This window comes from Actinocrispum sp. NPDC049592 (assembly GCF_040675465.1).
Classification (GTDB): Bacteria; Actinomycetota; Actinomycetes; order Mycobacteriales; family Pseudonocardiaceae; genus Kibdelosporangium.
Genome location: NZ_JBFAPA010000021.1, coordinates 239775 through 253385 on the forward strand (window position 1 = coordinate 239775; position 13611 = coordinate 253385).

At 68.4% G+C, this 13611-nt stretch carries 12 protein-coding genes and 3 pseudogenes; 8 read left to right on the forward strand and 7 right to left on the reverse strand.

Going from position 1 to position 13611, the window contains the following annotated elements; genetic code table 11:
- The first annotated feature begins 155 nt into the window (after nucleotides 1-155).
- Complete coding sequence (locus AB0J95_RS41415) at nucleotides 156-1691, forward strand: ATP-dependent DNA ligase (RefSeq protein WP_364770629.1); 1536 nt, start codon at nucleotides 156-158, stop codon at nucleotides 1689-1691.
- Between the two features lie 194 nt (nucleotides 1692-1885).
- On the opposite strand, the pseudogene AB0J95_RS41420 reads toward AB0J95_RS41415, so the two are convergent.
- A pseudogene (locus tag AB0J95_RS41420) lies at nucleotides 1886-2014 on the reverse strand (hydrogenase assembly protein HupF); the annotation flags it as partial.
- A pseudogene (locus tag AB0J95_RS41425) lies at nucleotides 2011-2181 on the reverse strand (phosphoheptose isomerase); the annotation flags it as partial. The pseudogenes AB0J95_RS41425 and AB0J95_RS41420, both read right to left, overlap by 4 nt.
- 200 nt (nucleotides 2182-2381) lie before the next feature.
- Between AB0J95_RS41425 and AB0J95_RS41430 the strand changes: the two are divergent.
- Both AB0J95_RS41430 and AB0J95_RS41435 read left to right on the forward strand, forming a co-directional pair.
- Complete coding sequence (locus AB0J95_RS41430) at nucleotides 2382-2783, forward strand: VOC family protein (protein WP_364770631.1); 402 nt, start codon at nucleotides 2382-2384, stop codon at nucleotides 2781-2783.
- A gap of 9 nt (nucleotides 2784-2792) precedes the next feature.
- Nucleotides 2793-4232: a GuaB1 family IMP dehydrogenase-related protein gene (locus AB0J95_RS41435; protein WP_364770633.1), complete on the forward strand. Its 1440-nt coding sequence runs from the start codon at nucleotides 2793-2795 to the stop codon at nucleotides 4230-4232.
- A 681-nt stretch (nucleotides 4233-4913) separates the two neighbouring features.
- On the opposite strand, the gene AB0J95_RS41440 is transcribed toward AB0J95_RS41435, so the two are convergent.
- Complete coding sequence (locus AB0J95_RS41440) at nucleotides 4914-6311, reverse strand: PhoH family protein (RefSeq protein WP_364770635.1); 1398 nt, start codon at nucleotides 6309-6311, stop codon at nucleotides 4914-4916.
- Nucleotides 6312-6976: 665 nt separating this feature from the next.
- Here AB0J95_RS41440 and AB0J95_RS41445 point away from each other — a divergent pair.
- Both AB0J95_RS41445 and AB0J95_RS41450 read left to right on the forward strand, forming a co-directional pair.
- On the forward strand, nucleotides 6977-7261 hold the full coding sequence (locus tag AB0J95_RS41445; RefSeq protein WP_364770637.1) for a hypothetical protein: 285 nt from the start codon (nucleotides 6977-6979) through the stop codon (nucleotides 7259-7261).
- A 312-nt stretch (nucleotides 7262-7573) separates the two neighbouring features.
- Nucleotides 7574-7852: a hypothetical protein gene (locus AB0J95_RS41450; protein ID WP_364770639.1), complete on the forward strand. Its 279-nt coding sequence runs from the start codon at nucleotides 7574-7576 to the stop codon at nucleotides 7850-7852.
- An 87-nt stretch (nucleotides 7853-7939) separates the two neighbouring features.
- Here AB0J95_RS41450 and AB0J95_RS41455 read toward each other — a convergent pair whose 3' ends face one another.
- A complete protein-coding gene (locus tag AB0J95_RS41455; protein ID WP_364770641.1) occupies nucleotides 7940-8728 on the reverse strand; it encodes an isoprenyl transferase in 789 nt (262 codons plus the stop codon).
- A 181-nt stretch (nucleotides 8729-8909) separates the two neighbouring features.
- On the opposite strand from AB0J95_RS41455, the gene AB0J95_RS41460 reads away from it, so the two are divergent.
- Together AB0J95_RS41460 and AB0J95_RS41465 are read left to right on the forward strand one after the other, a co-directional pair.
- Nucleotides 8910-9536, forward strand: coding sequence for a hemolysin III family protein (locus AB0J95_RS41460; protein WP_364770713.1), 627 nt, complete (start codon nucleotides 8910-8912; stop codon nucleotides 9534-9536).
- A gap of 68 nt (nucleotides 9537-9604) precedes the next feature.
- Nucleotides 9605-9775, forward strand: a pseudogene (locus AB0J95_RS41465) (sigma factor); the annotation flags it as partial.
- Here AB0J95_RS41465 and AB0J95_RS41470 read toward each other — a convergent pair.
- Nucleotides 9733-9897, reverse strand: a complete 165-nt coding sequence (locus AB0J95_RS41470; RefSeq protein WP_364770720.1) for a hypothetical protein — start codon at nucleotides 9895-9897, stop codon at nucleotides 9733-9735. The pseudogene AB0J95_RS41465 and the gene AB0J95_RS41470 sit on opposite strands and share 43 nt — an antisense overlap.
- Before the next feature lie 47 nt (nucleotides 9898-9944).
- On the opposite strand from AB0J95_RS41470, the gene AB0J95_RS41475 reads away from it, so the two are divergent.
- Nucleotides 9945-10844, forward strand: coding sequence for a hypothetical protein (locus AB0J95_RS41475; protein WP_364770722.1), 900 nt, complete (start codon nucleotides 9945-9947; stop codon nucleotides 10842-10844).
- A 57-nt stretch (nucleotides 10845-10901) separates the two neighbouring features.
- Here AB0J95_RS41475 and AB0J95_RS41480 read toward each other — a convergent pair whose 3' ends face one another.
- Together AB0J95_RS41480 and AB0J95_RS41485 are read right to left on the reverse strand one after the other, a co-directional pair.
- Nucleotides 10902-11474 carry a hypothetical protein gene (locus AB0J95_RS41480; RefSeq protein WP_364770643.1) on the reverse strand — a complete coding sequence of 191 codons (573 nt, stop codon included), beginning with the start codon at nucleotides 11472-11474 and terminating at the stop codon, nucleotides 10902-10904.
- 95 nt (nucleotides 11475-11569) lie between these two features.
- The gene (locus AB0J95_RS41485; protein ID WP_364770645.1) at nucleotides 11570-13567 is read right to left on the reverse strand and encodes a thioredoxin domain-containing protein; all 1998 of its coding nucleotides are present in this window, start codon (nucleotides 13565-13567) and stop codon (nucleotides 11570-11572) included.
- Nucleotides 13568-13611: the final 44 nt, after the last annotated feature.

A 13611-nucleotide genomic window follows, 5' to 3' on the forward strand; every position in this document is an offset into this window, starting at 1 on the left:
ACCATGCGTCTGAGGTAGTGCCGGGTCTCCGACCAAAGTCGGACCCGGGAAGTTCACCCGTCCGATCGTCCTACTGCAGGTCAGCATGGTCACGACGGTCGTTTTTGATGGTCGAAGGCCCGCGGATTGTCGGTGCCATGGCGCACGATGTCCCTGTGCTTCTGATCGATGTCGTCACCACGTCCGGGGCGGTCGCCGCCACGCGATCCCGGCTGGCCAAGGTCCGGGCCTTGGCGAGCCTGATCGCGCAGGCGGGTGCCGAGGCCGGTCCGGCGGTCGCGTTCCTGTCCGGTGCCCCACGCCAGGGCCGGACCGGGATCGGCTACCGGACCCTGTACGAGCTGGAAGTCCAGCCCGCGGCGGAGCCCTCGCTCACCGTGGAACGGACCGACGCCGTACTGGAGGAGCTGTCCACGACCAGCGGCAAGGGATCGGCCCAGCGCCGGTCCGAGTTGCTGACGTCGTTGTTCGGGGCGGCCACTTCGGCCGAGCAGGAGTTCCTGCGCAGGTTGCTCACCGGCGAGCTGCGGCAGGGGGCATTGGAAGGTGTGATGCTGGACGCGATCGCCGCGGCGGCCGAAGTGCCGGCTGAGCCGGTGCGGCGTGCGTTCATGCTGTCCGGGCACCTTCCGGTGACCGCTGTCGCGGCCCTGACCGGCGGGCAGCCTGAGCTGGAGTCCTTCCGGCTCGAGGTCGGGCGCCCGGTCCGCCCGATGCTCGCCTCCCCGGCGGCTTCGCTCGAGGACGCTCTGGCGGAGCTGGGCGAGTGCGTGGTCGAGTACAAAATGGACGGTGCACGCATCCAGGTGCACAAGGACGGCGACAGTGTGCACGTGTTCACGCGCACCCTGCGGGAGATCACCAAGAGTGTTCCCGAGCTGGTCGATTTGGTGCGGGAGCTGCCATGCGGCTCGGTTGTGCTGGACGGCGAGACGCTCGCGTTGACTGATGACGGGAAGCCGCGCCCGTTCCAGGAGACGATGAGTCGTTTTGGCGCTACCAGCGAACGAGAGCTGCTGCTGCACCCGTACTTCTTCGACTGCCTGCACCTGGATGGCACCGACCTGCTCGACGCCCCACTGAGCGAGCGCAACGAGGCACTGCGCGCGGCGGTGGGCAAGCACGTCATCCCCGGACTGGTGGCTCCCTCCCCGGAACAGGCCTCGCACCTGATGGCGGAGGCACTCGAAGCCGGGCACGAGGGAGTCATGGTGAAGGCCCTCACGTCTGCCTACGCGGCGGGCAGACGGGGGAAGGCCTGGCAGAAGGTCAAACCGGAGCACACCCTGGACCTGGTGGTGCTGGCCGCGGAGTGGGGCCACGGCCGGCGTACCGGGTACCTGTCCAACCTGCATCTGGGGGCCCGCGATCCGGACGGCGGGCCCCCGATCATGGTGGGCAAGACGTTCAAGGGCATGACCGACGAACTGCTGGCCTGGCAGACCACCGAACTGCAGAAGATCAAGACCCAGGACCAGACCGAGTCGTGGGTGGTGCACGTACGGCCGGAGTTCGTCGTCGAGATCGAACTGGACGGTGCCCAGATCAGCCCGCGTTACCCCGGCGGCGTGGCGCTGCGCTTCGCGCGCGTCCTGCGCTACCGCCCCGACAAAACCCCCGCCGAAGCCGACACCATCACGGCCGTCCGCGCCCTCCTCCCACAGAAAGGCACACCACCACCCACCACCTGACCCAACCGCGCCACCACGAGCCACGCTCCCATCAGCTGCGATCGGCTCGGCTCGGCGAGCCACCTGGCTCCACGCCACCACAAGCCCGGCGCACCACGCCCGCGACCGCCCACCACACTCACTCGGCCAGGGGCAGGTCGATTCGGTCACACCGCGAGCCCCACCCGTACCGCCACACCGCAAGCCCCGCCGACGACGCTCACCTCTTCCTCGCCGCTGCCGGTCGCCACGATCGCCAGCTCGCCCTCGAGCAACCGGACCACGGAGACCTCGACGGCCTGGTCCGAGCACGTGACGCAGACGCCGTCATGACACTCGGTCACCGGAGCACCCCCGGTTGCTTGAAGAAGACATGCGCCAGCTCCCAGAGGATGCGGTACATGGTGACGTGAACCTCTTTGACCACGCGGGGATCCGGCGAGGCGGCGATCCGGCCGCTGTCCCCTCGCACCAAGCCGACCCGCAGCATGCCCAGCTCGCGGGCGTGTTCGCGGGCTCCGCCCGCACCACCACACCGCGGGCCCCGCCCGCACCACCACACCGCCAATCGTGACCCATGGCCTCCACTCCCGCGGAACAGGTCTGTGACCAGACCCACCCACTCGATCTTTTGATGTGTGCGGCGGGGATCGGGGTCACTTGCCGGAAAGGAGTCTGTTTGGGACCTGAGAATTGAATAGGGTGCCGGCTGTGATCGGAGAGTTGCAGTGTGTTGTTCTTGACTGTCCTGATGCGGTCGGGTTGGCGCGGTTCTACCAGGCGCTTGTTGGTGGGGAGGTCAATCGGCCGGATCGTCGGTGGGGTGTGAGCAGTGTGTTCGCGACGCTGCACCTCGACGGCGGGATGGTGCTCACCTTCCAGGGGGTTGCCGGCTATCGGGCTCCGCGGTGGCCCGATCCTGGGTATCCACAGCAGTTTCATCTGGATGTCGAGGTCGCCGATCTTGATGAGGCACAGCGCCAGGTCGTCGCTCTGGGTGGGGAACTGCTGCATGTGGATGCGCGGGGGTGGCGGGTGTTCGCCGACCCCGCCGGGCATCCGTTCTGCCTGCTCAAGGGCGCTTCGACGACGAAGCCCGCCGTGAGTCCGTAAAGTTGGGCCGTGAAGTTCCTCAACGGGCAGGCTCCGGGATACGACCTCACCTACGACGATGTCTTCCTGGTGCCCGGCCGGTCAGCGGTGGCGTCCCGGTTCGACGTCGATCTGTCCACATCGGACGGTACGGGTGCGACGATCCCGATCGTGGTGGCCAACATGACGGCGGTCGCGGGACGGCGGATGGCCGAGACGGTCGCGCGCCGTGGCGGACTTGTCGTGCTGCCACAGGATGTGGACCCGGCGGCGGTCGCGGAGATCGTCGCGTGGGTGAAATCCCGCCATCCGGTGTGGGACACCCCGTTGGTGCTCACCGGGAACGACTCGGTCGCCGACGCCCTCAACCTGCTCCCGAAACGGTCCCACGGCGCGGTTGTCGTGGTGGATGACGAAGGCAGGCCGACCGGCGTGGTGGACGAGTACGCCTGCGCGGGCGTGGACCGGTTCACCCGCGTCCGTGACGTTGCCGACCCGGACGTGCCCACATTCCCGCTCACCACCGAGCCCCGCAAGGTATTCGAGCAGCTGCACGGCCGCACAGCCAGGATCGCGGTCGGCGTGGACGACGAGGGGCGGCTCGCGGGCGTCCTGACCGAAACCAGTGCGTTGCGCGCAGAGCTCTACACGCCCGCGCTCGACAACGACGGCAAACTCCGTGTCGCCACAGCGATCGGCGTGAACGGCGACGTGGCCGCCCGTGCCCGGGAACTGCTCGCCGCGGGAGTCGATGCGCTCGTTGTGGACACCGCACACGGACATCAGGAGAAGATGCTGTCCGCGTTGCAATCCGTGCGGGCGCTTGATCCCGGTGTGCCGTTGGTCGCGGGCAATGTCGTTACACCCGAAGGTGTACGGGATCTGGTGGACGCGGGCGCCGATGTCCTCAAGGTCGGGGTCGGCCCCGGCGCGATGTGCACGACCCGGATGATGACCGGCGTTGGCCGCCCCCAGTTCTCGGCCGTGCTTGAGTGTGCGGAACAGGCGCGCGAACTCGGCAAGCATGTGTGGGCAGACGGCGGTGTGCGGTACCCCCGCGATGTCGCGCTCGCGTTGGCGGCCGGTGCCGCCAGTGTCATGGTCGGCTCCTGGTTCGCCGGAACGTACGAGTCGCCCGGCGACCTCCGGCACGACGAGAACGGCCAGCCCTACAAGGAATCCTTCGGCATGGCCTCGAAACGAGCCGTCTCCGCCCGCACCCGCAGCGACAACTCGTTCGACCGGGCACGCAAAGCCCTGTTCGAGGAAGGCATCTCCACCTCCCGGATGCGCCTTGACCCGGCCCGCCCCAGCGTCGAGGACCTCCTCGACGGCATCTGCTCGGGAGTCCGGTCCGCGTGCACCTACGCCGGCGCCACGACCCTTGAGGACTTCCACGCCAAGGCCGTCGTCGGTATCCAGTCCGCCGCCGGCTTCGCCGAAGGCCGCCCCCTCCCATCCGGCTGGTGACCCTCCACAAAGGATAGATACACCGGACCGAACCTCGGTGGACGCCCAGGGTGGCGGTGCCGTCGCCGCCACCCTGCATGGCTTCCATGCAATTGCGCCAAGCGGAATGCGCGTCTCTAGTGCTGTGCCGGATCGCACCGTACCCGCGCTGTGGTGGGCCGCAGCCCGACTCCTGGCTGAGCCAGAAACACCGAGTCGACCGAGCCGCTAACGCGCGACGCTCGGCCTCGGGCCCCAACCCCCAGACCGTCGAGTAGTCCTCCGCAAACGACAGACCCGCTAGCCTCAGCGCACACGCATGGAACAGCGCGAGCTACGGCCCATCCCGAACAGCGAACCGGGAACATGCGGGTGGGGTGAGGCTTTGACCTACTCCTGGGGTTTCAGGGGACGGCACCTCGTCGACGGCGGCCAACCCTTCGCATACCCATGCGGGCCGGCAAGGAACCGGTCTTGGGCCCAGAAAGTCCCAGTCCGCCCCATGTCCGCGACGCGAACAGCAGACTGGTGTGCGCGCCGCCAGTCCTGTGACCGGCCCCGATGACCAAGTCGTTGCGGGACTGTCGGTTTCCGGCTGGACCGGGCGGGCGGGCGGCGTCAGTCACCCAGGCGAGCTACTCCGGTTGCGGGCAAAGAGAAACCGGCAGGGCCGCGGTGAGCCCTGCCGGTTTGTTCTCAGTTTCAGCCGGGGTAGTCCTCCAGCATCTCGGTCACCAGGGCCGCGATCGGCGAACGCTCCGAGCGGGTCAGGGTGATGTGCGCGAAGAGGGGGTGGCCCTTCAGCTTCTCGATCACTGCCGCGACGCCGTCGTGCCGGCCGACGCGGAGGTTGTCGCGCTGGGCGACGTCGTGGGTCAGCACGACGCGGGAGCCCGTGCCCAGGCGGGACAACACGGTCAGCAGGACGTTGCGTTCCAGGGACTGCGCCTCGTCCACGATCACGAAGCTGTCGTGCAGCGACCGGCCGCGGATGTGGGTCAACGGCAGGACTTCCAGCATGCCGCGGTCCAGCACCTCCTCGATCACCGGCGGGCTCACCAGCGCGCCCAGGGTGTCGAACACGGCCTGGCCCCAGGGCTGCATCTTCTCGTTCTCCGAGCCCGGGAGGTAGCCCAGTTCCTGGCCGCCCACCGCGTACACCGGCCGGAAGACGATCACCTTGCGGTGCAGACGCCGTTCCATCACGGACTCGAGGCCCGCGCACAGCGCCAGCGCCGACTTGCCCGTGCCGGCGCGCCCGCCGAGGGACACGATGCCCACGTCCGGGTCCATCAACAGGTCCAGGGCGATCCGCTGCTCCGCCGACCGCCCGTGCAGGCCGAAGACCTCACGGTCGCCGCGGACCAGCCGCACCTTCTTGTCCTGCGTCACCCGTCCCAGCGCGCTGGACGTGCCTGCCAGCAGCCGCAGACCGGTGTTGCAGGGCATGTCCGTCACCGTGTCCACACCGAACTCGACGAGGTCGACCACGTTCTCCGCGAACAGCGCGTCCACGACGTCCTGCGGGACCTCGACATCCGCCATTCCCGTCCAGCCCGACGGCGTGACCTCCTGGGCGCGGTACTCGTCCGCGGTGAGACCCACCGCCGCCGCTTTCACCCGCAGCGGGATGTCCTTGGTCACCAGGGTCACGACCGAGGCCGGGTCCTCCGCGGCCAGGTTGAGCGCGCAGACCAGGATCCGGGCGTCGTTCGAGTCGGTCCGGAAACCGGCCGGGAGCACCGAGGGGTCCTGGTGGTTGAGCTCAACGTGCAGCGTGCCGCCGTGGTCGCCGATCGGGACCGGGGTGTCGAGCCTGCCGTGCCGCAACCGCAGATCGTCCAGCATGCGCAGGGCGGTGCGGGCGAACCAGCCGAGTTCGGGGTGGTGCCGCTTTCCCTCCAGTTCACTGATCACCACGAGCGGCAGCACCACGTTGTGCTCGGCGAACCTGGTCATCGCCCAGGGGTCCGAGAGCAGAACGGAGGTGTCCAGCACGTAGATGTGGCGGGTGGGGGTGGTACGACGCGAGGCGCCGCGGGAGGAACTGCGGGAAGAACCTTGGCCGGCGGAACGCCTGGCCGAACGCGGTGCGGTCACGGCAACTCCCTGACGAACGCGGCACGGCGTCCGCTTTCCTCGTTGGGCCGGTCCTAGGCCCCTGGCTCGGCGGCTCGCCTCAGGCGGGTCGCCAACGAGGGCCCGGTGCCGGCCCTCTCGCGCTAGTGACTGCCACGACCAGGGCCTCCCGGGACGAGCCGCATGCGCACGACCCGTCACTTCGGAAGTTACCTGCGTTCTGGCCTGCCGCGCAGGCTGCCACACAGGTGATTCGCCAAGTCGTCACCGGCCCGACACACGCCGGGCACACCGGAACGACGCCTCAGAAGCTGAGAATCCGCAGTTCAGGGCCGGTACGGGCGGCAGCCGGTCACCTGATGGTCACCTGGTCAACATCCTCCGTAAGGGGGATGCTGATCACAATAAGTAGTTGATCTTCTCGATCCACGACGCCGTCCGGGATCGCCGCCGCTGCGACGATCGCCCTGCGTAGCAGGTGGAACGCGGCGCGCAACCGGGACGCGCCGGGAAAGTGCAACAAATCGAACTACACCGGATTAGGCGATATTGACCATTACCGGGTCACACAATCGTGGAATTCGCCCGGTGAGGCCGCCATGGCCCGAGTAGTTTCTTGCCCTGAGAACAGCGGGACTCTCGTGGTTCTCGGCAAGATCCCCGACTTCAGGAGTGTGGACAAAGTGATGAAGAAGGCTGGTGTGATTGCCGCCGCCGCGGCCGGTCTGCTGATGCTCGGCGCCCCGGCTTTCGCCGGTGAGGGCCACGACATGGGTGGCATCAACGGTGCGAAGCACGGCCAGGTCGGCCTGGTCAACCTGAACGACATCGACATCGTCAAGGACATCAACATCAACGGCGTCGTGGGTGCCTGCGGCAACAACGTCGGCGTGCTGGGCGGCGCTGTGCCGATCCTGTCCCCGTCGATCACCGGCAGCTGCGCGGCCGGCGGCATCGTCGACGGCGAGTGACTCAGCTCTGACTGACTCACCAGCGCGAAGGGCGTCGGGCCTCCCGGCGCCCTTCGCGCTTTTTCGTGCCCGGAAATACGCCATCAATCGATCGGGCGATCCACTGACACAGCGTGATCATGATCGGTGAATGCCCAGGAACAGCGACACGCGAGGTCAGCCGGATATCACCGGAATGGGGATTGTTGGCCGCCTGCCTTCACACGATAGGGGAATCCGGGCCGGTATTCCGGTGGATCGGGAGTAGGTTCTTGCGACGAGAGAGCCGCAATTGTTCTCGAATACCACCCCGTACCCAAGGAGCGTGTTGAAGTGTTGAAGAAGGCTGGTGTTGTTGCCGCCGCCGCGGCGGGCCTGCTGATGCTCGGCGGACCGGCATTCGCCGGTCAGGCCCACCACCGCGACATCAACTCCGCGCACAACGGCCAGGTCGGCCTGGTCAACCTGAACGACATCGACATCGTCAAGGACATCAACCTCAACGTGATCGTCGGCGCCTGCGGCAACAACGTGGGTGTCCTGGGTGCCGCTGTGCCGGTGCTGTCCCCGTCGATCACCCACAGCTGCGCTGAGGGTGGCATCGAGGACTGACACCCTCCAGGTGTCCAAGCGCCGGGAGCCCACGGGGTTCCCGGCGCTTTCCCATGCCGGGACCACAAAGCCCGCGCGCGAGGTGAGCTAGGAGCCGAAGCGGCGGTGGCGGATGGCGAAGTCCCGCATCGCCCGCAGGAAGTCGGTCCGGCGGAAGTCGGGCCAGTAGGCCTCGCAGAACCACATCTCGGAGTAGGCCGACTGCCAGAGCAGGAAACCCGACATCCGCTGCTCCCCCGAGGTCCGGATGACCAGGTCGGGGTCGGGCTGGCCGGAGGTGTACAGGTGCTCGGCGATGTGGTCGACGCTGAGGACCTCGGCGAGCTCCTCGATGGAGGTGCCGGCCTCGGCGTGCTGCAGCAGGAGCTTGCGGACGGCGTCGGCGATCTCCCGGCGGCCGCCGTAACCCACCGCGGCGTTGACTTTCAGGCCGCCACGGCCGCGCGTACGCGCGGCTGCCGCCGTCAGCTTGTCCGCGACCTCGGACGGGAGCACGTCGAGCGCTCCGAGGATCTGGAGCTGCCACTGGCGGCCCGGCTCGGCGAGCTCGTCCACCACGTCGGTGATGATCTCCAGCAACGGCACCAGCTCCGAGTCCGGCCTGCTGGTGTTGTCCGTGGAGAGCATCCAGAGCGTGACGACCTCCACACCGGACTCCTGGCACCACTCGAGCAGGTTGTGGATGCGCTGCGCGCCGGCCCGGTGCCCGTCGGAGACGTCCGTGAACCCGGCCTCTCGCGCCCACCGGCGGTTGCCGTCCAGCATGACGGCCACATGCCGCGGCCGTTGCAGGCCTTTGACCTGCCACGACAGCCGACGCTCATAAAGGCCGTAGACGATGTCGGCAGCGCGCCTACGTATCCAACTCCGGGCCACGTCCGAACAGGTTACCCACATCGGGCGACGAGGACATGATCGCCCGCATGCACCGCATACAACCTGTGAACACCCTGTGGAGACGGGTCTGGGGGCTGTCGGGCCTACCTACGGTCCCGTAACCTCAACGATCGTGACCGCTGCGACCATCGAACGGCCAACACCCGCTGACAAGCCGAGCATGCGGGGCAAGCTCCACTTCTGGTCCTTTTTCGTCTCGATCGCCACGGGCGCGGCCCTGATCTCGCTCGCGGCGTCGACCGTATCCGGAACGGCTGCCCTCGCGACATCGATTTACGGCGCCACAGTGCTCGGCCTGTTCGGCGTGAGCGCGCTGTACCACCGGACGTGGTGGGAGAGCGAGCGGACCAGGGCGTGGATGAAGCGCCTGGACCACTCGATGATCTTCCTGTTCATCGCCGGCACCTACACGCCGTTCTCGCTGCTGGCCATGCCGCGGGACACCGGCCTGGTCGTGCTGGCCGTGGTCTGGGGCGGCGCGCTGGCCGGGACGGCGATGAAGCTCGCCTGGCCGCACGCCCCGCGCTGGGTCGGTACGCCGATCTACATCGCGCTGGGCTGGGTCGCCATCTTCGTCCTGCCCGACCTGCTGTCCCACGCCGGTGTCGCCGCGCTGGTGCTGATCCTGGTCGGCGGCCTGTTCTACACCGTCGGCGCGGTCTTCTACGCCACGAAGTGGCCGAACCCGTGGCCCGGGCACTTCGGCCACCACGAGTTCTTCCACGCCGCCACGATCCTCGCCGCCATCTGCCACTACGTGGCGATCTGGCTGGCCATGTACCCCTAGCTCGTCGTTGCAACCCCGGCCCCCGCGCCGTCCGTAGGTAACACCGGGACAAGGCGCGAGGGGGTCGGATGAAGGACGACACGGCGTTCCGTGACTTCGCCAGGAGCAGGACCCTGCCGCTGCGCCGCACGGCGTACCTGCTGTGCGGGGACTGGCATCTGGCGGAGGATCTCGTCCAGACGGCGTTGCTCAAGCTCTACAAGGCCTGGTCGAAGGTGCACGCCGGTGGTGCGCTGGACAAGTACACCCGCCAGATCCTGCTGCGCTGCTGGCTGGACGAGCAGCGCAGGCCGTGGCGGCGCCGGGAGAGCCGGGACGGTGTCGTCCCGGACACCCAGCACGTCGACCGGAGTACCGGCATCTCCGATGCCCTGCTGATCGCTCTCGCGCAGATCCCGCCAAAACAACGTGCCGCAGTCGTCATGTGCTACTGCGGGGACCTCCTGGAGGCCCTGCGGTCATCGCCCGGCTGGAACCGGCCGAGAGGAGCAGGTACTGGACGAGCACCAGATCACCGAAGGGCTGCGCACCCTCACGCTCAGGGAACCCGCGCTCGGGTTCGACCCCGACGACATCGCCGAGCTGGGCGCGAAACGCCGGCGCAACCGCCGCGCCAGCCTGGCCGCGGGCGCCGGAACCCTCGCGGTGGCGGCTGTCGCGGCTTTCGTGGTGGTGAACACCGGGGGCCGCGATTCCCTGGGCACTCCGATCACCGCCGCGACCCAGGTCCCGGCCAGCCGGCACCCGCAGTCACCGAACAAACCAACCGATCCGGCACATGACCTCACCAAGCAGGTGAACCGCAACCGCGACCACCTGCTGCGGGTCCTGCCGTCGATCAAGCCCGACGCCAAGGAGATCGAGGTCATCCAGGCCGGTCAGGACTACCCGGACGAGGCCATCGGCTGGGACATGACCAGTGCGACGATCCAGTTCCGGGACGGCATCGGCCCCGCATCGATCAACGTCGTGGTGTCCGGGAAGGGCGCCGGCCGGATCCGGTCCGGGCCGGACGAGTGCGACTCGCAGCCCGAAGTGGGTGGCTGCGAACGCCTTCCCCAGCCCGACGGCAGCGTCGTGGTGATCAAGAACGTCCGGGTGCCGGGCGACAACAAGATCCCGCGGGAACGCGGCGCGACGCACTTCCGCACCGACGGCACGACCGTGTTCATCTACAACACGACCGGGTTCTCAGTGTCCACGGCCGCGCGCTACGGCCTGCCGAACAACAACCCACGCAGTGACTACCCGCTCAACGACGCGGCGCTCGTCACACTGGTCACCGACCGCCAGTTCAACGTCGACTGAGGTTTCCGGGGGAACAGGGCAGTTCTTGTTCCCCCGGAAAGTCATGACAGCAACGTCTTACAGCTCAGGGCCCTTGGCGCGCAGGTCGTCCACCTTGGACATGGCCTCGCGCAGCTCGCCCAGCCAGGACTCGGCGTGCTGGCCGACCAGGCGCACGGCCCAGGCCAGCGCCTCCGAGCGGGACCGGGCCACGCCCGCGTCGACCAGGGTGTCGAGGATCAGCCGCTCGGGCTGGCGCAGCCGGGTCATCACCGGCGCCGAGATCGTGGTGAACAGCTCCTCGGACGAGCCGCACCTGGCGCCCCAGGCGATCTTGCGGCCGTAGCGGTGCTCGGCCTGCCGCGCGATCTCGATCCGCTCGTCGCGGGTCTGCTCGCGGTACCGGCTGATCCGGCCGGCCTCCGCGGCCGCCCGTGCCGCGTCGTCCTCGAACTCGCCCTCCGGCGCCGCGAGCGTGCCGACGATGATGATCTCCTCGCGGTCCACCGACACCGTCGGGGGCTCCGTGTACCAGTCATCCGGCAGGCGTCCGGCGAACCATGCCGCCGCGTCGTCGGCCGACGGCAGGTCGGCCTGCTGCCAGCCGCCCCGGCCGTGCCCTCGTCCGCCGTGCCAGCCTCCGCGTCCCATATGCCGCACTCCAAACATGACGTACTCCGTAGCTCTGATTACATCATTACATCACTACTGAAGCTACGCCTGTTCCATGTGCAACGGCAGCGTGTTCACTGAGAGCTAAGGGCGGCCTCGAGCTCGGCAACTGTGGTCACCGGGCGGTCGCACACATACCCACGGCACACGTAAGCGGCCGGTTTTCCGTCGACCAGGGGACGGTCGGCGAGCAGCGGTACCGAATCGGGCGATCCCGCGAGCACCACCGCTCCCCCGGGTGCCTTCGCCAGCGCGACCGCCAGCAGTTCGGGTGAAGTTCCGGAGATGGCCACCTGGATCGGTCCCTGCAGCATCGCGGTCGCCACGCCGAGCCAGTGCCCGGCGAACCGCGGCGCCCTAGCGGCCAGCAACCCGGCGCGCGCAACCGCTTGCTCTGCCGCGTCCCGATAGGTCCCCGCGCGCGATGAACCGACCAACGAGGACGCCGTGAGCAGGGCGGATGCCAACGCGGACGCGCCCGAGGGCGAGGCGTTGTCGCTCGGGTCGGCGGGCCGGTGCACCAGGGCCTCGGCATCGTCGGCCGTGTCGAAGTAGGCCCCCGGGTTCTCCGAGTCGGCGAACCGCTCGAGTGCCCAGTCCAGCAGTTCCACGGCCCCGTCCAGCCAGCGGATCTCGCCGGTGGCCTGGTGCAGTGCCAGCAGCCCGGACGCCACACACGAGTAGTCCTCCAGCACACCCGCGGAGGTGCCGACAACGCCATCACGCGAGGTCCGCCGCAACCGGCCGTTGACCATGTGCACGTCGAGCAGCAGCCCGGCGGCCCGGCGCGCGGCCTCGATCAGCTCCGGCGCGTCGAACACCGCCCCGGCCTGGGCCAACGCCTCGATGGCCAAGCCGTTCCAGGCGGCGACCACCTTGTCGTCCCGGCCCGGCTGCGGCCGCTTCGACCGGAACTCCAGCAACGCGGCCCGGACCCGGTGGAACCGGTCCCAGTCGTTCGGCTCGATCAGCATCTGCAGGGTCGACGTCCCGTGTTCGAACGTGCCTTCATCGGTCACCTCGAACAGCGAAGCGGCCCACTCACCGTCCTCGGCGCCGAGCACATCGACGAGCTGGGCGGGCTTCCAGACATAGGTCAGCCCTTCGACGCCGTCGGTGTCGGCGTCCAGCGAGGCCGCGAAGCCGCCCTGCGGTGTGCCGAGGTCGCGCAGGATGAAGCCGGCGGTCTCGGTGGCGATCCGCTCGTACCGGGACCGGCCGGTCAGCCGGGCCAGATGGGTGTACACCCCGAGCAGCAAAGCGTTGTCGTACAGCATCTTCTCGAAGTGCGGAACCACCCAGCCGGCGTCCACGCTGTACCGCGCGAACCCGCCGGCGAGCTGGTCGTAGATGCCGCCCGCGGCCATCGCCGACGCCGTGTACTCCACAATGGACAGAGCATCCGCGGACCCGGTCAGCTCGTGGTGGCGGGTCAGGAACTCCAGCACCATCGACGGCGGGAACTTCGGCGCCCCACCGAAACCGCCGTTCTTCCGGTCGAAGTCGCCGAGCAGCGACACCACCGCGCCATCGAGCACCGCGCTGTCCACAGCGGACGTCGGCAGGGCTTCGGAATGCCGCGCCAGCGACGTCACCAACTTGCCCGCGGCGGTCCTGACCTCATCGGACCGTTGCTGCCACGCCTCGACGACGGCTGCCAGGAGCTGCTTGAACGACGGCATGCCGCCCCGGGGCGTCGGCGGATAGTAGGTGCCGCAATGGAACGGCTCGCCGTCCGGCGTCAGGAAGCACGTCATCGGCCAGCCGCCGTGCCCGGTCATCGCCTGCGTGGCGGTCATGTAGACCGCGTCGATGTCCGGCCGTTCCTCGCGGTCCACCTTGATGTTCACGAAGTTCGCGTTCATCAGCGCGGCCGTGTCGTCGTCCTCGAACGACTCGTGTGCCATCACGTGGCACCAGTGGCAGGCCGCGTACCCGATGGACAGCAGCACGGGCACATCGCGGTCCCGCGCCTCCGCGAACGCCTCCGGTGACCACTGCCACCAGTCGACCGGGTTGTCTGCGTGTTGCAACAAGTACGGGCTGGTGGCCTCGGCCAGACGATTCGGCATGCTTTCAGGGTAGTTCCGCAAACAAGGTGAGAGCTGACGGGTGA